This window comes from Sphingopyxis sp. NJF-3, from assembly GCF_053514865.1.
In genome coordinates this window covers 788,050-804,391 of record NZ_CM130726.1, presented here as the reverse complement: position 1 = coordinate 804,391, position 16,342 = coordinate 788,050, and the positions used below count along the sequence as shown (strand labels likewise).

The window sequence follows — 16,342 nt, the reverse complement described above, 5'->3', positions numbered from 1 at the left end:
GTCGCGGGGAATCCGCCTTCGTCGGACACGGGGTTTTCACGCGCGCTCGGCCCCGTGCTGCCGATCCCCTGCCCCGCTGCAGGACCGTTTCAACGCATCGACGAGATAGTCGGAAAGCGCCCGCACGCGCGCGGGGCGCAGCCGCGAGGGCGGCGAAAGCAGGTGCAGATGCGCCTGCGGCAACGACCAGTCGGTGAGGATGCGGACGAGCGCGCCCGACACCAGCGCCTCCTCGGCGATGAAGTCGGGCAGCACTGCGATCCCGCCCCCCGCGACCAGCCACGGCACCGCGATGTCGCCATTGTTGGCGAAGAGCGGCCCTGCGGGCACGACCGTCGCCTCCTCCCTGTCGCGGTGAAAGCGCAGCGGGATCGCACGTTCGCGGTGGCCGTAGCCGAGGAGCCGGTGGCGCGCGAGGTCGAGCGGGTGGCGCGGCGTGCCGGTCTTTTCCAGATAGGCGGGGCTCGCCATCACCGATGCCGCGACCGGCGCGATGGTGCGCGCGAGCAGCGTCGAATCGTCGAGGCTCGCGATGCGCAGCGACAGGTCGATCCCCTCGGCGACGAGGTCGTGACGCGCGTCGCTCAGCATCACCTCGATCTCCACCGCCGGATGCCGCTCGAGGAAAGCGGCGAGCGGCGGGCCGAGCACCTTGATCCCGAAGCTCATCGGCGCCGCGAGGCGGATCGGCCCGGCAAGGTCGACCCGGTCGCCGCGCGCCGCCTCGGTCGCCGCGGTCGCCGCCGCGACCATCGCGCGCGCTTCGCCCAGCAGTCCCGCGCCGGCGGTCGACACGGCGACGACGCGCGAACTGCGATGCAGCAAGGTGATGCCGAGCGATGCCTCGAGCCGCGTCACCGCCTTCGACACGCTCGCCTTCGACAAGCCGAGCGCGGCGGCGGCGGCGGTGAAGCTGCCGCCGTCGGCGACGGCGACGAAACAGGCCCAGCCTTCATAATCGGGAAGCGCCATGAAACCCCCACTTCATGGTCATTGCGAGGAGCCGAAGGCGACGCGGCAATCCCCAGCTATCGGCCGGTATGGACGGTCGCTGGAGATTGCTTCGCTCCGCTCGCAATGACTGCAATTTGGAAACGATGATTTTCCATCTACGCTATTTCGGAAACGATACATATCCCTATCTTGGCCTCAACACGATAGCGCCGCCGGGCTTCATGCCCTTGCGCGGCCAGATTGAAAGGATTGCCCGATGATCGACATTCGCAAATTCGACACGCTGGGCCACGCCAACCACGGCTGGCTCGACGCGCGTCATCACTTCTCCTTCGCCAGCTACCATGATCCGGCCCGCATGGGCTGGGGCGCATTGCGCGTCTGGAACGACGATGCGATCGCGGCGCAGGCGGGCTTTCCTCCGCACCCGCACCGCGACATGGAAATCATCACCTATGTCCGCACCGGCGCGATCACCCATCGCGACTCCATGGGCAATAGCGGCCGCACCGCGGCGGGCGACGTCCAGGTGATGAGCGCAGGCACCGGCGTGACCCACAGCGAGTTCAACCTCGAGGACGAGGAAACCACGCTGTTCCAGATCTGGATCCTGCCCGATCGTGACGGCGGCAATCCGGGCTGGGGCCAGCGCGATTTTCCAAAGGCCGACCGCTCGGGCCGCTTCGTCACGCTGGCGAGCGGGATCGAGGGCGATGAGGCGCTGCCGATCCGCGCCAACGCCCGTGTGGCGGCGGCGACGGTGAACGCCGGCGAGACGCTGTCCTACGACCTCGACGCCGGGCGCCACGCCTATCTGGTCGCCGCCAAGGGCCGCATCCGCGTCAATGGCGAGGATGCCGATCCGCGCGACGGCATCGCAATCCGCGACGTCGGCACCATCACCGTCGAAGCGATCGACGACGCCGAACTGGTGCTGGTCGACAGCCTCTGACGAGCCTCCCCCCGGGCCGCCGCCTGCCCCCCTCCCTTGCGGCGGCGGCCCACCCCTTCTCCCCTCACACAGTCCAAGGAGTATCCGCCATGACCCATATTCTTCGCATCGACGCCAGCGTCCGCAACCAGGGTTCGACCACGCGCGCGCTCGCCGACCAGCTCGTGAACCGCCTCGTCGAGCAGGATTACGGCGCGACGGTGACCCGCCGCGATCTCAACGCGACCCCGCCCGCGCTGCTCACCGAAGGCTGGGTCGGCGCCAATTTCACCGACGAGACCGAACGCAGCGACGAACAGAAGGCGCTGCTCGCGGGATCGGACGAACTGATCGCCGAGCTCGAAGCCGCCGACACGATCGTCATCACCGCGCCGATCTATAATTTCGCGATCCCCGCTTCGCTCAAGGCCTGGGTCGACCTGATCGCCCGCGCCCGCCGCACCTTCCGCTACACCGAGACCGGCCCGGAGGGTCTGCTGACCGGCAAGCGCGCCTTCATCGTCTTCGCCTCGGGCGGCGTGCCGCTGGGCAGCGCGGTCGATTTCGCGAGCGGTTATCTCAAGCATATCCTCGGCTTCGTCGGCATCACCGACGTGACGATCATCGCCGCCGACGGTCATCTGACGGACGGCGAGGCGATCGCGCGCGCCACCTCGGCGATCGACACGCTGAGCCAGGCAGCCTGAGCCACGCGATGCAGCGGCTTCCCAGCCTGTTCCTTTCGCACGGGTCGCCGATGCTGTCGCTGGAGCCCAGTCCGGCGCGGGATTTCCTCGCCGGGCTGGGCGACCGGCTGCCGCGTCCGCGGGCGATCCTGGTCGTCTCGGCACATCATGACGCGGCGCATCAGGGCGGCCGCGCGACCGTCACCGCTTCGCCCGCCCCGCCGACGATCCACGACTTCGGCGGTTTTCCCGACGCGCTCTATGCGATGCGCTATCCGGCGCCGGGCGATCCCGCGCTGGCGCGGCGCATCCCCACGTTGCTCGGCGCGCACGGCCTCGACGCGACGCCCGACGCGGCGCGCGGGCTCGACCATGGCGCGTGGGTTCCTCTCTCGCTGATCTATCCGGACGCCGACATTCCGGTCGTCCAGCTCTCGATCGCCTCCGGCGCGTCGTCCGAATGGCATCATGCGCTGGGCCGGGCGCTTATCCCGCTTCGCGACGAAGGCGTGCTGATCGTCGGATCGGGCGGCATGACGCACAATCTGCGCGCGCTGTTCTCGGCGCGCCCCGCGGTCGATGCACCCGCGGCCGGGTGGGTCACCGCCTTCGCCGACTGGGTTGCCGAACGCCTCGCCGCGGGCGCGGTCGACGATGTCCTGCACGCGGTCGAGCGCGCGCCGCACGGCCGCGACAATCATCCGACGATGGACCATATCCTGCCGCTGTTCGTCGCGATGGGCGCCGGCGGCGCGCCGCTCGACGCCGAGCGGCTGCACGCCAGCACCACCTACGGCCTGCTCGCGATGGACGTTTACCGCTTTGGGCGGAGCAGTTCGGAATAGATTCGCGCCCCGCCTATTTTCATGTTCGCCGACGGAGCGTCGGCTTTGGGCCGGAAGCCGACGCTATTTTAGAAGACGACGCTATTTTAATCGTCATCCCGGACTTGATCCGGGATCCATTCACGCAGCGCTGGAGGAGTGGATCCCGGATCAAGTCCGGGATGACGAAGGTCTGAAAGCGACCGGTTGCTGCCATATCCGACGTGTACCCCGGCGAAAGCCGGGGCCCAGGGCTTCGTCGCGCATCCCTAGCTTTTTATCGCCCTGGACCCCGGCTTTCGCCGGGGCACACAATGGAATGGAAACGTCCGCTTCCCACCCCAAAGCGGACATTGCTCGCCCGGCGCGCTCGCGCCGCGATGGAGGTTTACGCTTTCGGCGGGGGATCGCGCCGCCTATAGCGCGGCGATGCTTCTTTCCGACCGTATCCTCTTCCTCGATGGCGAGGCGATCGTGCTCGACAAGCCCGCGGGCCTGCCGGTCGATCCGCCGCGCGACGGCAGCCTCAGCCTCGAAAACCATCTCGATTCGCTGCGTTTCGGCTTCAAGCGATGGCCGCTCGCGGTGCACCGGCTCGACCGCGACACCTCGGGCTGCCTGCTGCTCGCCCGCAATCCCAAGGCGCACGGCCGCTTCACCCGCGCCTTCGAGGAGCGCGCGGTCGAGAAGCAATATCTCGCGATCCTCGATGGCGTCCTCGAAGGCGAGCGCGGCACGATCGACCTGCCGCTCATCAAGACCTCGACCGCCGAGGCGGGCTGGCGCATGGTCGGCGATCCGAAAGGCAAGCCGTCGGTGTCGCATTGGGAAAAGCTCGCTGTCGTCGAGGGCCGCAGCCTGCTGCGCTTCCGCCCCGAAACCGGCCGCACCCACCAGCTTCGCGTCCATGCGCTCGAAGGGCTCGGCTTTCCGCTCGTCGGCGACCCCGTCTACGGACGCGGCGGCACGCGGACGCGCACCCTGCTCCACGCCGAGCGGCTGGTGGTAAAACGTGACGTCAAGCCGCCGATTATCGCCGAGGCGCCCTTCCCCGACGCCTTCGTCGCGCTGGGTTTCGCGGCGCCGGAGGGAGCGGCGCCGACCCGTGGCTGAGATTCCCGAGAGCGCGATCAGCGAGAAGTTCCTCGCAGGCACCGGTCCCGGCGGGCAGAATGTCAACAAGGTCGCGACCGCGTGTCAGCTTCGCGTCAACGTCTATGCGCTCGGCCTCGCCCCCGACGCCTATAAACGGCTGAAGCAGCTCGCGGGCAGCCGGATGACCGCCGAGGGCGAACTGGTCATCCTCGCGCGCCGCTATCGCACCCAGGAGGCGAACCGCGCCGATGCGCGCGAACGGCTGAACGCGCTGGTCGATGCCGCGCTGGTGCGCCCCGAACGGCGCATCAGGACCAAACCGAGCAAGGCCGCCAAGGCGCGCCGCGTCGAGAGCAAGAAGGCGCGCAGCACGATCAAGGCCGGACGCGGACGGGTGCGCGGGACCGACTAAAAGCCGGATGACCAACCTTTACCGCCTCGACGCGCCCGCGGGCGCGATCGCCGCGGCCTTCGATGCCGAGGCCGGCGACGATCCCTGGACCGGCGACTATGTCGCGCCCGGTCGTCCCGCCCCAGTGATCGTCAGTGACGGACGCGGCGGATCGCGCCGCTTTCTGCGCCCCCGATTATGGGGCGTTCCGCCGCCGCCGCAGGGCACGCGCCCGGTAACCACCGTCCGTAACCTTCAAAGCCCCTTCTGGATCGGCACGCTGCGGCACCCCGAACTGCGCTGCCTGGTGCCCGCGACGGCCTTCGCCGAATGGTCGGGTCCCCCGGGCGCAAGGCGGCAGCACTGGTTTTCGGTCGCGTCGCGCCCGATCTTCGCCTTCGCGGGAATCCAGCGGCAGATCGAGGACTGGCCCGGCTTCGCGATCCTGACGACCGAGCCCAACCGGCTGGTCGCGCATTATCAGCCCAAGGCCATGCCGGTCATCCTTCATGCCGAGGATCATGACCGCTGGCTGACCGCCGACTGGCGCGAGGCCGCCGCGCTCGCCGCCGCCTACCCCGGCCAGTCGATGGTGGCCGGCGACGCGCCGCCTTAACCAGAAGGCTTCACCATCGGCTTTGACCTGCCGGTAACCATCGGCGCGATAGAAATCTCGAATCGAATCGCACCAGGGATCGCCAGCCGTGCCGGTAAAGAACAGCAGCATCATCAAGCCCGCGCCGGAGGGGCGCCGCGCGACGCGCACCGACGTGTCCGCGCGGGCGCGCCTTCGCGAGGCGGGCATGAACCCGTTCGACGTCGACCTGTTCGACCTTTCATCGACGGGATTTCGCTTTTTCTCCTATTCGCCCCCCGCTGTGGACACCCATCTGTGGGTGAACCTGCCCGGCCTGCAGCTGCTCGAAGCGGTCGTCCGCCGCGTCGACGGCACCAATTGCGGCTGCGAGTTCGTCAGTCCGCTGCACCCGTCGGTGACGCAGCATATGCAGGCCAAGCTGCGCAAATAGGCCGGTCCCGGCTTCAGCTTTCCGGCTTTTCCGACTTCTTCAGGACATGCTTCCACTCGTCGGGCGTCACGCGACCGACCGACAGGCGCGACAGCCGGACGAGGTCCATGTCGGCGAGCTTCGGGTCGGCCTTGATCGCGGCGAGCGTCACCGGATGCGCGAGCGGCCGCACCGGTTCGACGCGCACCACGACCCACGGCGAGCCTTCGTCGGCGGTCGGATCGGGAAAGGCGGCCTCGGTGATCTTCATGATCCCGACGCATTCCTTGCCGATATTGCTGTGATAGAAGAGCGCCTCGTCGCCGACCTTCATCGCCTGCATGTTGAGCTTCGCCGTGTGGTTGCGCACGCCGTCCCAGATGCCGCTGCCGTCCTGGACCAGCGTATCCCAGCCATAGACGTCGGGTTCGGATTTCATCAGCCAATATTGCTTTGCCATGGCGGCGGGCTTAGCCGAGCCGACCGCGCGACGGAACCGCCTTTTTCCCTTTAACCGACCGGTGCCAGCGCCTAAATCGCAGCTATGACGCGCCCTGGGCGCGACCCCTAGAGTACCGGTTTTGATGGAATCAAAACCGGTACTCTAGATTTTTGTTTTACCGTGTTTTCCGAGTCGTCAGGTGATTCCACCTGACTTGAAAACACTCTAGCAGATGGATTCCAACCGTATGACCGCCGCCGTTCCCGTCATTTCCCTGTCGCTTCCCGCCGAGCAATTCGCGCACGACTTCGGCGCCTCGTTCGAGCGTTTCGGCTTCGCGATGATCACCGATCATGGCATCGACCCGGCGCTGATCGACGACGCATGGGTGAAGGCGAAGGCCTTTTTCGCGCTGCCCGAGGCGGCGAAGCGCGCCTATCACATCCCCGGCGGCGGCGGCGCGCGCGGCTATACGCCGTTCGGGACCGAGATCGCCAAGGGCGCGAAAGAGGTCGACCTCAAGGAATTCTGGCACGTCGGCCGCGACCTGCCCGCAGGCCACAAGCTCGCCGCGCAGCAGCCGAACAACGTCTGGCCCGCCGAGGTCGCGGGGTTCCGTGCCACCTATGACAGACTGTTCGCCGAGTTCGACCGCGTCGGCGGCCGATTGCTCTCGGGCATCGCCCGCTATCTCGGCCTTGCCCCCGATTTCTTCGACGACACGGTCAAGGACGGCAACAGCGTCATGCGCCTCCTCCATTATCCACCCGTCGAGGGGCCCGCGAAGGGCATCCGCGCCGAGGCGCACGAAGACATCAACACGATCACCCTGCTGCTCGGCGCCGAAGAAGCCGGGCTCGAAATCCTCGACAAGGACGGAAGCTGGCTCCCCGTCAGCCCGCCGGCCGGGGCGATGGCGGTCAATGTCGGCGACATGCTGCAGCGGCTGACCAACAACCGCCTGCCCTCGACCACCCACCGCGTCCGCAACCCCGACGCGGGCCGCGCCAGCGTCGCGCGCTATTCGATGCCCTTCTTTCTGCACTTCCGCTCGGACTATCCGATCGAGACGCTGGAGAATTGCGTCGATGCGTCGCACCCGAACCTCTATCCGGAGCCGATCACCGCCGACGAGTATCTGCAGGAACGGCTGCGCGAGATTGGACTCAAAAAATAGGCTTAACTGCGCTATTCTGGCGCCCTTCTGACGAAGGAGGGGGTCATGTCCTACGAAGGAGAATGCTTCTGCGGCGCCGTGGCGGTCGAGGTGTCCGGTGAACCGGAAGGCATGGGCTATTGCCATTGCCGCTCGTGCCGATCGTGGTCGGGCGGCCCGGTCAACGGCTTTACCCTGTGGAAGCCGGAAAATGTGCGGATCGCCCGAGGCGAGGAACATGTCGCGACCTTCAACAAGACGCCGGGCAGCAGCCGCAAATATTGCGCCGCATGCGGTGGCCATCTGATGACCGATCATCCGGGGCTCGGCGTCGTAGACGTCTTTTCCGCGACCTTGCCGACGCTGGCCTTCACGCCCGCGCTGCACATCAACTATGCGGAGACGGTGCTGCCGATGCAGGACGGCCTTCCCAAGTACAAGGATTTCCCCGGGGCTTTCGGCGGATCGGACGAGCAGATCGCCGAATAGCGGATCGCCGCTACCGCCCGTCCCAGAAATCGAACACCGCCTGCTGCTGCTCGCGGATAAAGCGCGTCGCCGCGGCGCCTTCCCACGGGCCGTCGTAACCGAGGAGCAGCGCGGTGCCGCCGACCCACCAGCCCTGCCCCGGCAGCCGGTCGCTTTCGCGCACGACCAGCACCGCGAGGTCGGGCTCGCCATCGAGCGCGCAGAGGCGGTCGACCTCGGCGAGCGTCTTGCACACCGCGCGCATCTTGGGCCGGGTGAAGCGGAAGCCGAGATCGCCGAGCAGTTCCGAATAGCTGACGCTGCGCCCCTCGCGCGCCGCCTCGGTCAGGATCGCGCGGATGCGCGGCGCGTCGCCGAGCGCGCTCGCGTCAACCGCGGTCGCCTCGCCGCCTAGCCCTTGGTCTTTGGCGGCCATGGGAGGAAACCGGAGGTGCGCTGGACATAATCGGCATAGCCGGGGCGCGACTTGTGCAGCCCCTTTTCGAGCAGCACCTTGCCCGACCATTTCGTGAGGGTGAAGGTGAGGAAGATGGGGCCGATGACGCTCGCCAGCGCCACCCACAGCCCGGCGTCGGCGGCGACGAGCCAGATGCCCCACCAGGTCAGCGTGTCACCGAAATAATTGGGATGGCGCGTGTAGCGCCAGAGGCCGGTGTCGAGCACCTTGCCGCGATTGTCGGGGTCCTTGCGGAAGGCATGGAGCTGCGCGTCGCCGATGCCCTCGAACGCGATGCCGGCGAGCGCGGCGAAGGTGCCGAGCGCCGCCAGCCAGCCCGCGGTCGCGGGCGGGGTCGTCGCGCTCGCCCAGATGCCGAGCTGCGCCGGCAGGCAGGTGAGGAACAGCAGCGGCGCCTGGGTCAGGAACACCGAGACCAGCGCCGCGGTGCCCCAGCTCCAGCCGCGCTGCTCGATGACGCTGGCGAGGATCCTGCGGTAGCGCGGATCCTCGCCATTGGCGCGCCAGCGCAGGAACAGATGCGCGGCGAGGCGCAGGCCCCACAACGTCACGAGGAGCAGCAGAAGCTGGGTCCGGACGCCCTCGAAGCCCGCCTGAAGCGCGGTGCCCCACGCGAGCAGCACCATGCCGAACGCCCAGAAGGCGTCGATGAACGAGACGTCGCGGATCGTCCGCGCCGCGATCCACAGCCCGAGGATCACGGCCATCAGGCCGGCGAAATTGATCGCCAATGTCTGCCAGAGTCCCGTCATGCCGTCGCCCCTCCTTCGTCGCCCTCCCCTAATATATCGGAAAGCGAACGCACAGCCCGGTCGGGATATTTGGGGGTGCAGTCGCGATAGACCGCCAGCACCTTCTCCATGTCGGCGCGAAAGTCGCCGGTCGGCCAGATCGCGGGGCCAAGTCCGCCGGTCTTTCGCCCATAGTCCATCAGCCCGACGACCATCGGCACCTTCGCCGCCATCGCGATATGATAGAAGCCGGTGCGCCATTTCTTCGTCCGCCGGCGCGTCCCTTCGGGCGCGACGGTGAGCATGAATTCATCGCGGCGTGCGAATTCGGCGACCATCGCATCGACGTAATTGTGGCCACCGCTGCGGTCGACGGGAATGCCCCCCATCTGCCGCATGAAGCCGCCGATCGGCCATTTGAACAGCGACAGCTTGCCCATGAAGTGCGGGCGGATACCGATGTCGGCGGTGAGGCCGAGATAATAGAGGAAATCCCAATTGCTCGTGTGCGGCGCGGCGATGATGATGAAGCGGCGCGGCTCGGGCACCTCGCCCGCCGCGGTCCAGCCCTGGCGGCGGTAGAACCACAGCATTGCCCCGCGCACGAAACGCGCGAGCGGACCCGGCGGGTCGTCGTCGAAAGCGGCCACCGATTCTCCCCTCTTCCGCCGTCCGGCTTGCGCGAATGCGCGCGCAGACGCAAGCGGCGACCGCTTTGCCCTTTGCCTCGGGCCCCGGCCTTGCTATCGGCACCGGACAATGGCGAATACGACCGACGATCCCGACCATAACGAACCCGTCCCCGGCCAGATCGATACCCCGTTCGACAGCGCGCTGTCCGAACGCTATCTCGTCTATGCGCTGTCGACGATCACCGCGCGCTCGCTCCCCGACCTGCGCGACGGGCTGAAGCCCGTCCACCGCCGCCTTCTGTGGGCGATGCGCTCGATGCGGCTCGATCCCAGCCAGGGCTACAAGAAATCGGCGCGCGTCGTCGGCGACGTCATCGGCAAGTTCCACCCGCACGGCGACACCGCGGTCTATGACGCGATGGTCCGCCTCGCGCAGGATTTCTCGCTCCGCTATCCGCTCGTCGACGGCCAGGGCAATTTCGGCAATATCGACGGCGATAACGCCGCGGCCTATCGCTATACCGAGGCGCGGCTTACGCGCGTCGCGATCGACCTGATGCAGGGGCTCGACGAGGGCACGGTCGATTTCAAGCCGACCTATAACGGCGAGGACGAAGAGCCCGAGATCATGCCGGGCCTCTTCCCGAACCTGCTCGCCAACGGCGCGAGCGGGATCGCCGTCGGCATGGCGACGAACATCCCGCCGCATAACGCCGCCGAAGTGATCGACGCCGCGCTCGTCCTGATCGACAATCCGCGCGCCGAGCTTTCCGAGCTGCTCGAGCATGTGAAGGGCCCCGATTTCCCGACCGGCGGCATCGTCGTCGACAGCGCCGAGACGATCGCGCACGCCTATGAGACCGGGCGCGGCGGCTTTCGCGTCCGCGCGCGCTTCTCGACCGGCCGCGACGCCAATGGAAGCTGGGAAGAAACCGGGATCGAGAAGCAGGCGGGCGGCACCTGGCAGCTCGTGATCAGCGAAATCCCCTACGGAGTCGCCAAGGGCAAGCTGATCGAGGCGATCGCGCAGCTGATCGCCGACAAGAAGCTGCCGATCCTCGAGGATGTACGCGACGAGAGCGCCGAGGACATCCGCATCGTCCTGGTTCCCAAGAGCCGCAACGTCGACCCCGATGTGCTCAAGGAAAGCCTCTACCGGCTGACCGAGCTCGAAAGCCGCTTCGCGCTCAACCTCAACGTCCTCGACGCGACGCGGACACCGAAGGTGATGGGGCTGCACCAGCTCTTGACCGAATGGCTGCAGCACCAGATCGTCGTTCTCGTCCGCCGCGCCGAGCACCGGATCGGCAAGATCGACGACCGGCTGGAGCTGGTCGGCGGCTATCTCATCGCTTTCCTGAACCTCGACCGGATCATCGAGATCATCCGCACCGAGGACGAACCCAAGGCGGTGATGATCGCCGAGTTCGCGCTGACCGACCGGCAGGCCGAGGCGATCCTCAACATGCGCCTCAGGAGCTTGCGCAAGCTCGAGGAAATGGAGCTGAAGCGCGAGCAGGCCGAGCTGACGGCCGAGCGCGAGGAGCTGGCGAAGCTGATCGAAAGCCCGGCGCGGCAGAAGACGCGGCTCAAGAAAGACCTCGCCGCGTTGCGTGCCGTCTATGGCCCCGGGACCGCGCTCGGTGCGCGGCGGACGGCGATCGCCGAGGCGGCGCCGGCGCGCGACATTCCGCTCGACGCGATGATCGAAAAGGAACCGGTGACGGTCATCCTGTCGAAGCGCGGCTGGATCCGCGCCCAGCGCGGCCATGTCGCGGCGGACCAATGGGGCGAGTTCAAGTTCAAGGAAGGCGACGAACTCGCCTTCGCGGCGCACGCGCAGACCACCGACAAGCTGCTGGTCGCGGCGAGCGACGGGCGCTTCTTCACCGTCGGCGCCGACAAGCTGCCCGGCGGGCGCGGTTTCGGCGAGCCGCTACGGCTGATGGTCGACATCGATCCCGAGGCACGGATCGTCGCGCTGATCCCCGCAAGCGCAGAAGGCCGCCTGCTGCTCGCCTCGACGAGCGGGCACGGCTTCGTTGTCCAGATGGCCGAGGTGATCGCCGAAACGCGCAAGGGCCGCGGCGTCGTCAATTTGAAGCCCAAGGCGCAGCTTGCCGTCGTGCGCCCGATCGCGCCGGGCGATGACAGCGTCGCGGTGGTCGGCGAGAACCGCAAGCTCGTCGTTTTCCCGATCAACGAAGTGCCGGTGATGACGCGCGGCCAGGGCGTGATGCTGCAGCGCTATCGCGACGGCGGCCTGTCGGATGCGATCAGCTTCGTCTTCACCGAGGGGCTCAGCTGGACGATGGGCGGCGACAGCGGCCGTACGCGGACCGAAACCGACCTCATTCCCTGGCGCGTCGCGCGCGGCGCCGCGGGGCGGATGCCGCCGACCGGTTTTCCTCGAAATAATCGTTTCGGCTGAAACCCATCGCCCCTTTGCCGTAAATAGCTTTTTTACTCCCGGTGACATAGTCATGGGTCAATGGGGAAAGGTCGCACAAAACCCTTCGTTATGCCTATCGATCAGACCGGCGAAGACCGGCCCTTGCTTTACGTCGGCTGGATCGACGCCCTGCCGGTGCCTGCTGCGCTGATCCGGCCGCTGGAGCGTGGCAATTTCAGCCTCCACGCCAGCAACGCCGCGTTCGACCGCCTCAGCCTGTCGCCTGCCGGTACGAAGGCACCGATCGAGCTGCGCCGTGCGATCGAGCGCGCGGCGGCGGGGCCGGTCGACGACAACCAGGAATTCTCGTGCCGTCTCGGCGAAGGCGTGGCGGCGCGCGACCTGCGCGGGGCGATCGGCCGACTGTCGGATGAATGCGGCGACGAATCGCTGTTCCTGCTGACGCTGATCGACCGCACGCAGGAAATGATGACCGAGCGCAACCTGCGCCGCGAACTGGTATCGGACAGTCTGACCGGTCTCCCCAATCGCGCGGGGTTCGAGGAACTGGTCGAGCAGCGGTCGCATGGCGACGAACCCGCCGACCATGCGATCCTGCTGCTCGACCTTGCGCGCTTCAGCCGCATCAACGAGCATATCGGCCCGCTCGCGGGCGACGAACTGATCATCACCGTGGCGCGCCGCCTGAAATCGAGCCTGCGCAGCGGCGACATACTGGCGCGCAGCGGCGGCGACGAATTCGCCATCTCCACCCGCATCGCCGGCGGCCGCGCCGATGTGCGCGAGCTGGCGCGGCGCATCCGCGGCTGCTTCGACCATCCGTTCCGCATCGGCGAGTTGAAGGTCAGCGTCGATTGCGCGCTCGGCTGCGCGATTCAGCCCGGACATGACACCGATATCGGCGACCAGATTCGCCACGCGCAGATCGCGCTGAAGCGCGCCAAGCAGACCGACCGCATCGAAATCTACGAGCCCGAGGCGGCGATGCTGTCCGACAATCGCTTCGGCCTCGAAACGGCACTCAGGAGCGCGATCGAAGAAGACCGGCTGCGCCTTGCCTTCCAGCCGCTGATCGAGCTGGCGAGCGGCCGCGTCGCCGGGTTCGAGGCGCTCGCCCGCTGGGACGACAGCGACGGCTGCCCGGTATCGCCGGCCGAATTCATTCCGGTCGCCGAGGATTCAGGCCTGATCGTGCCGCTCGGCCAGTGGGTGATCGCCAAGGCGGCGAACGTGCTGGCCGACTGGGACCGCGACAATGGCGGAACGCCGGTCGAATGCTATTTCTCGGTCAATGTGTCGGCGATCCAGCTCGTTCGCGACGATATCGCCGCCGCCGTGCGGCAGGCGCTGATGGCCAACGCGATCGGCGGCGAGCGGCTGATGATCGAACTCACCGAAAGCGCGATCATTGGCGACCCCGATCTCGCGCTGTCGGTGCTCAGCGAGCTGAAGGCGCTCGACGCGCGGATCGCGATGGACGATTTCGGCACCGGCTATTCGAACCTCGCCTATCTGCAGCGGCTGCCGATCGACGTGCTCAAGATCGACCGCAGCTTCGTCGACCATATGGTCGAGGATCGCGACAAGGCCGCGATCGTCCGCACGATCCAGAGCCTCGCCGAGGTGCTGGGGATGAAGACGACCGCCGAAGGGGTCGAGACCGCCGACCAGGCGCGGCTATTGTCGGCGCTCGGCTGCGATTTCGGGCAGGGCTATTTGTTCGCGCGGCCGATGGATGGCCCGGAAGCCTTCGCCTATTGGCGCGAATCGCTGGCGCTGCCGATCATCTGATCGGCGAGTTCCCCGGCGCGCGCCGCACCGGGAAAATCCTCCGCGACCCACGCTGCCTCGACCGCGCGCAGGATTCGCGCGACCTCTGGCCCCGCGGTCACGCCGCGCGCGATGATGTCGCTACCCTTGATCGGCAGCTCGGGCGGCGCCCAGCCGGCGAGGCTGCGCACCCCCGCCATATCGGAAGCGGCGACGAGATGGACGTCGCGCGCCGCCTCGACACCGATCGCATAGGCGAGCCGGCGCGCCGGGCGCGCGGTATCGTCGCGGTGCGCCGCGACTGCCGCCAGATGCCTGCGCTGGCGCGTCGACAGGCGCAGCCGGCTCGCGACCGTCTCGGCCGTCACGGCATCGGCGGGCAGCAGCGCCGACAGGCGGCGCAGGGGCGCGGGCGGCGTGCCGGTTGCCCCCTCGTTCGCGATCAACCGGTCGAGGGCGTTCGCGAAGGCCGGGTCGAGCTCGGGGACGATCACTGCGAAGATGCCGTCGACCGCCATCCGGCCGACGATCGCGCACGGATCGGGCAGCGCGAGGATCTTCAGCAGCTCGTCGGCGACGCGCTCGCGCGACAGGCTCTTGAGCGACTGGCGCGCGGCGACCACCGCCGCGTGGCTCACCGGGTCGAGTTCGCCGCGCCCGAAGCGCGCCGCGAAGCGATAGAAGCGCAGGATGCGGAGGTGATCCTCGGCGATCCGCGTCGCGGCATCGCCGATGAAGACGACGCGCCCGGCCGCAAGGTCGGCGAGCCCGCCGAACCAGTCGTCGACCGTGCCCGTCGCCGGATCGGCGTAGAGCGCGTTGATCGTGAAGTCGCGCCGCGCCGCGTCCTCGCGCCAGTCGTCGGCGAAGGCGACGGTGGCGCGCCGCCCGTCGGTCGCGACGTCGCGGCGCAGCGTCGTGATCTCGTGCCGGTCGCCACTCGCGATCGCGGTGACGGTGCCATGCGCGATGCCGGTCGGGATCACCTTGACGTCGGCCGCCTCCAGCCGCCGCGTCACCTCGTCGGGGCGGAGCGGGGTCGCGAGGTCGATGTCGGTGACGGGAAGGCCGAGCAGCGTGTCGCGCACCGCGCCGCCGACGACCTTCACCGCGCCGCCGTCCGCCGCCAGCGCCGCGACGATGCGCGCGAGCCCGGGCCGACGGCGCCATTCGGCATCGGGCAGCGCCGTCACCGGTGCCACCCCGCAGGCATCCGCCGCGCCAGATTGATGATGATTCCCGCCGTCACGCCCCAGATCCGCCGTCCCTGCCAGTTCATGTCATAATAATGCCGATCGTGCCCCTGAAAATGCGCATGCTGGCGGTGGTAGTTTTCGGGGTCGAAAAGGATGTCGAGCGGCACCTCGAACCAGTCCTCGACCTCGTCGGGGTTGGGATCGAGCGGCAGGTCGGGCGGGATGACGCCGAGCACGGGGGTGATGTGATAGCCGCTGCCCGAGCGATAGGCCTCGGTCGTCCCCGCGATCGCTACGTCGCGGCGGTGGAGGCCGATCTCCTCCTCGGCCTCGCGCAGCGCGGCGTCGACCGCATCGCGGTCGCCGGGGTCGATCTTGCCGCCCGGAAAGGCGACCTGCCCCGCATGGCTGCGCAGCCACTGCGGGCGCTGGGTCAGGATGACGCCGGGGTCGGCGCGGTCGGTGAAGGCGATCAGCACCGCGGCGTCGCGGAGGGTCGGCGGGCCGTCGAACAGATAGGCCTCGTCCTCGCCCGCATCGGGGAGCAGATTGTCGAGCGCGGCGCGCAGCTTTTCGGAGAGCATCAGGCGTCCACCAGCGGAAAGCGGGCCCCGTTCGACCAGATGACGGGCAGCTCCCCGCTGTCGGCGAGCGCCATCTCGACGATCTCATAATAAAGCGCGCGGTCGATCCGCGCCTCGAGCCCGTTGCCGATCGCGCCGCGGACATGGAGCCGCGGGTCGGGGCTGTCGGGATCGCGCCCGAAAGAGAGCGGATGATCGGCGCCCGCAAGGACCAGATCGTCGGTGTCGAGGCGGAAGACGAGCCTGCGCTTCTTCCCTTCGCCTTCGCTCTTCATCTCGACCGCGCGAAAGGGCGTATCCTCGACCGCTATGGCGAGCTTCTCGGCGGGGGTGACCAGCACATGGCCGCCGTCGGGCTCGCGGCGGAGGATGGTCGAGAAGAGCCGGACCATCGCCGGGCGGTTGATCCGCCCGCCCTCATGATACCAGCTGCCGTCGGCGCGAATCTCCATCGCGCTGTCGCCGCTGCGCTCGGGCTGCCACGTCTCGACCGGCGGCAGCTTGCGCGCCGCGAGCAATTCGGCCGCCTCGGTCAGCGAAAGCTGCGAAAAGGGTTTGGGAAGCGACGGCGCGGGGGTGACCAT

The 16,342-nt window shown here is 68.0% G+C and carries 19 protein-coding genes; 11 read left to right on the top strand and 8 right to left on the bottom strand.

The features are described from left to right. Positions 1-36: 36 nt before the first annotated feature. Complete coding sequence (locus ACOTSS_RS03755; RefSeq protein ID WP_448690200.1) at positions 37-972, bottom strand: LysR family transcriptional regulator; 936 nt, start codon at positions 970-972, stop codon at positions 37-39. Between the two features lie 238 nt (positions 973-1,210). Between ACOTSS_RS03755 and ACOTSS_RS03750 the strand changes: the two genes are divergently transcribed. The 7 genes from ACOTSS_RS03750 (at position 1,211) to ACOTSS_RS03720 (ending at position 5,909) form a co-directional block, all read left to right on the top strand. After that, a complete protein-coding gene (locus ACOTSS_RS03750; protein WP_448690199.1) occupies positions 1,211-1,906 on the top strand; it encodes a pirin family protein in 696 nt (231 codons plus the stop codon). 89 nt (positions 1,907-1,995) lie between these two features. Next, entirely contained in the window at positions 1,996-2,592 is a 597-nt protein-coding gene (locus tag ACOTSS_RS03745; RefSeq protein WP_448690198.1) for an FMN-dependent NADH-azoreductase, read from the top strand. A gap of 8 nt (positions 2,593-2,600) precedes the next feature. Further along, positions 2,601-3,416, top strand: coding sequence for a DODA-type extradiol aromatic ring-opening family dioxygenase (locus tag ACOTSS_RS03740; protein WP_448690197.1), 816 nt, complete (start codon positions 2,601-2,603; stop codon positions 3,414-3,416). A gap of 408 nt (positions 3,417-3,824) precedes the next feature. After that, complete coding sequence (locus tag ACOTSS_RS03735) at positions 3,825-4,508, top strand: RluA family pseudouridine synthase (RefSeq protein ID WP_448690196.1); 684 nt, start codon at positions 3,825-3,827, stop codon at positions 4,506-4,508. Continuing rightward, entirely contained in the window at positions 4,501-4,902 is a 402-nt protein-coding gene (gene arfB, locus ACOTSS_RS03730) for an alternative ribosome rescue aminoacyl-tRNA hydrolase ArfB (protein ID WP_448690195.1), read from the top strand. Before ACOTSS_RS03735 ends, arfB begins: the two co-directional genes overlap by 8 nt. Positions 4,903-4,909: 7 nt before the next feature. Beyond that, complete coding sequence (locus ACOTSS_RS03725) at positions 4,910-5,497, top strand: SOS response-associated peptidase family protein (protein ID WP_448690194.1); 588 nt, start codon at positions 4,910-4,912, stop codon at positions 5,495-5,497. 88 nt (positions 5,498-5,585) lie between these two features. Then, positions 5,586-5,909 (top strand): PilZ domain-containing protein, encoded by a 324-nt coding sequence (locus tag ACOTSS_RS03720; RefSeq protein WP_448690193.1) that lies wholly within the window; start codon positions 5,586-5,588, stop codon positions 5,907-5,909. A 13-nt stretch (positions 5,910-5,922) separates the two neighbouring features. Here the strand turns inward: ACOTSS_RS03720 and ACOTSS_RS03715 are convergent, their stop codons facing one another. Beyond that, positions 5,923-6,348 carry an EVE domain-containing protein gene (locus ACOTSS_RS03715; protein ID WP_448690192.1) on the bottom strand — a complete coding sequence of 142 codons (426 nt, stop codon included), beginning with the start codon at positions 6,346-6,348 and terminating at the stop codon, positions 5,923-5,925. A 229-nt stretch (positions 6,349-6,577) separates the two neighbouring features. Here ACOTSS_RS03715 and ACOTSS_RS03710 point away from each other — a divergent pair, with 229 nt between their 5' ends. After that, positions 6,578-7,507 (top strand): isopenicillin N synthase family dioxygenase, encoded by a 930-nt coding sequence (locus ACOTSS_RS03710; RefSeq protein ID WP_448691285.1) that lies wholly within the window; start codon positions 6,578-6,580, stop codon positions 7,505-7,507. A 45-nt stretch (positions 7,508-7,552) separates the two neighbouring features. Beyond that, the gene (locus tag ACOTSS_RS03705; RefSeq protein ID WP_448690191.1) at positions 7,553-7,975 is read left to right on the top strand and encodes a GFA family protein; all 423 of its coding nucleotides are present in this window, start codon (positions 7,553-7,555) and stop codon (positions 7,973-7,975) included. Positions 7,976-7,985: 10 nt separating this feature from the next. On the opposite strand, the gene ACOTSS_RS03700 is transcribed toward ACOTSS_RS03705, so the two are convergent. From ACOTSS_RS03700 to ACOTSS_RS03690, 3 genes are read right to left on the bottom strand one after another with little or no spacing between them, the layout of a single operon-like run. Next, positions 7,986-8,390 (bottom strand): ribose-phosphate pyrophosphokinase, encoded by a 405-nt coding sequence (locus tag ACOTSS_RS03700; protein ID WP_448690190.1) that lies wholly within the window; start codon positions 8,388-8,390, stop codon positions 7,986-7,988. Further along, a complete protein-coding gene (locus tag ACOTSS_RS03695) occupies positions 8,366-9,184 on the bottom strand; it encodes a DUF1295 domain-containing protein (RefSeq protein ID WP_448690189.1) in 819 nt (272 codons plus the stop codon). The genes ACOTSS_RS03700 and ACOTSS_RS03695 overlap by 25 nt, the downstream gene beginning before the upstream one ends. Further along, positions 9,181-9,813, bottom strand: coding sequence for a lysophospholipid acyltransferase family protein (locus ACOTSS_RS03690; RefSeq protein ID WP_448690188.1), 633 nt, complete (start codon positions 9,811-9,813; stop codon positions 9,181-9,183). The genes ACOTSS_RS03695 and ACOTSS_RS03690 overlap by 4 nt, the downstream gene beginning before the upstream one ends. A gap of 109 nt (positions 9,814-9,922) precedes the next feature. Here ACOTSS_RS03690 and parC point away from each other — a divergent pair, with 109 nt between their 5' ends. Then, the gene (gene parC, locus ACOTSS_RS03685) at positions 9,923-12,226 is read left to right on the top strand and encodes a DNA topoisomerase IV subunit A (RefSeq protein WP_448690187.1); all 2,304 of its coding nucleotides are present in this window, start codon (positions 9,923-9,925) and stop codon (positions 12,224-12,226) included. A 90-nt stretch (positions 12,227-12,316) separates the two neighbouring features. Beyond that, entirely contained in the window at positions 12,317-13,999 is a 1,683-nt protein-coding gene (locus tag ACOTSS_RS03680; protein ID WP_448690186.1) for a putative bifunctional diguanylate cyclase/phosphodiesterase, read from the top strand. Here the strand turns inward: ACOTSS_RS03680 and ACOTSS_RS03675 are convergent. Genes ACOTSS_RS03675 through ACOTSS_RS03665 form a run of 3 tightly spaced genes read right to left on the bottom strand, consistent with a single transcriptional unit; the run spans position 13,963 to position 16,342 of the window. Beyond that, the gene (locus ACOTSS_RS03675) at positions 13,963-15,171 is read right to left on the bottom strand and encodes a CCA tRNA nucleotidyltransferase (protein WP_448691284.1); all 1,209 of its coding nucleotides are present in this window, start codon (positions 15,169-15,171) and stop codon (positions 13,963-13,965) included. The two genes, ACOTSS_RS03680 and ACOTSS_RS03675, sit on opposite strands and share 37 nt — an antisense overlap. After that, on the bottom strand, positions 15,168-15,758 hold the full coding sequence (locus ACOTSS_RS03670; protein ID WP_448690185.1) for a CoA pyrophosphatase: 591 nt from the start codon (positions 15,756-15,758) through the stop codon (positions 15,168-15,170). The genes ACOTSS_RS03675 and ACOTSS_RS03670 overlap by 4 nt, the downstream gene beginning before the upstream one ends. Beyond that, complete coding sequence (locus ACOTSS_RS03665; protein ID WP_448690184.1) at positions 15,758-16,342, bottom strand: DUF1285 domain-containing protein; 585 nt, start codon at positions 16,340-16,342, stop codon at positions 15,758-15,760. Before ACOTSS_RS03665 ends, ACOTSS_RS03670 begins: the two co-directional genes overlap by 1 nt.

Bases quoted from the DNA above. Each gene is read 5' to 3' on its own strand.
- ACOTSS_RS03755 (WP_448690200.1), bottom strand. From the start codon at position 972: ATGGCGCTTCCCGATTATGAAGGCTGGGCCTGTTTCGTCGCCGTCGCC.
- ACOTSS_RS03750 (WP_448690199.1), top strand. From the start codon at position 1,211: ATGATCGACATTCGCAAATTCGACACGCTGGGCCACGCCAACCACGGC.
- ACOTSS_RS03745 (WP_448690198.1), top strand. From the start codon at position 1,996: ATGACCCATATTCTTCGCATCGACGCCAGCGTCCGCAACCAGGGTTCG.
- ACOTSS_RS03740 (WP_448690197.1), top strand. From the start codon at position 2,601: ATGCAGCGGCTTCCCAGCCTGTTCCTTTCGCACGGGTCGCCGATGCTG.
- ACOTSS_RS03735 (WP_448690196.1), top strand. From the start codon at position 3,825: ATGCTTCTTTCCGACCGTATCCTCTTCCTCGATGGCGAGGCGATCGTG.
- ACOTSS_RS03725 (WP_448690194.1), top strand. From the start codon at position 4,910: ATGACCAACCTTTACCGCCTCGACGCGCCCGCGGGCGCGATCGCCGCG.
- ACOTSS_RS03715 (WP_448690192.1), bottom strand. From the start codon at position 6,348: ATGGCAAAGCAATATTGGCTGATGAAATCCGAACCCGACGTCTATGGC.
- ACOTSS_RS03710 (WP_448691285.1), top strand. From the start codon at position 6,578: ATGACCGCCGCCGTTCCCGTCATTTCCCTGTCGCTTCCCGCCGAGCAA.
- ACOTSS_RS03705 (WP_448690191.1), top strand. From the start codon at position 7,553: ATGTCCTACGAAGGAGAATGCTTCTGCGGCGCCGTGGCGGTCGAGGTG.
- ACOTSS_RS03700 (WP_448690190.1), bottom strand. From the start codon at position 8,390: ATGGCCGCCAAAGACCAAGGGCTAGGCGGCGAGGCGACCGCGGTTGAC.
- ACOTSS_RS03695 (WP_448690189.1), bottom strand. From the start codon at position 9,184: ATGACGGGACTCTGGCAGACATTGGCGATCAATTTCGCCGGCCTGATG.
- parC (WP_448690187.1), top strand. From the start codon at position 9,923: ATGGCGAATACGACCGACGATCCCGACCATAACGAACCCGTCCCCGGC.
- ACOTSS_RS03680 (WP_448690186.1), top strand. From the start codon at position 12,317: ATGCCTATCGATCAGACCGGCGAAGACCGGCCCTTGCTTTACGTCGGC.
- ACOTSS_RS03670 (WP_448690185.1), bottom strand. From the start codon at position 15,758: ATGCTCTCCGAAAAGCTGCGCGCCGCGCTCGACAATCTGCTCCCCGAT.
- ACOTSS_RS03665 (WP_448690184.1), bottom strand. From the start codon at position 16,342: ATGGTCACCCCCGCGCCGTCGCTTCCCAAACCCTTTTCGCAGCTTTCG.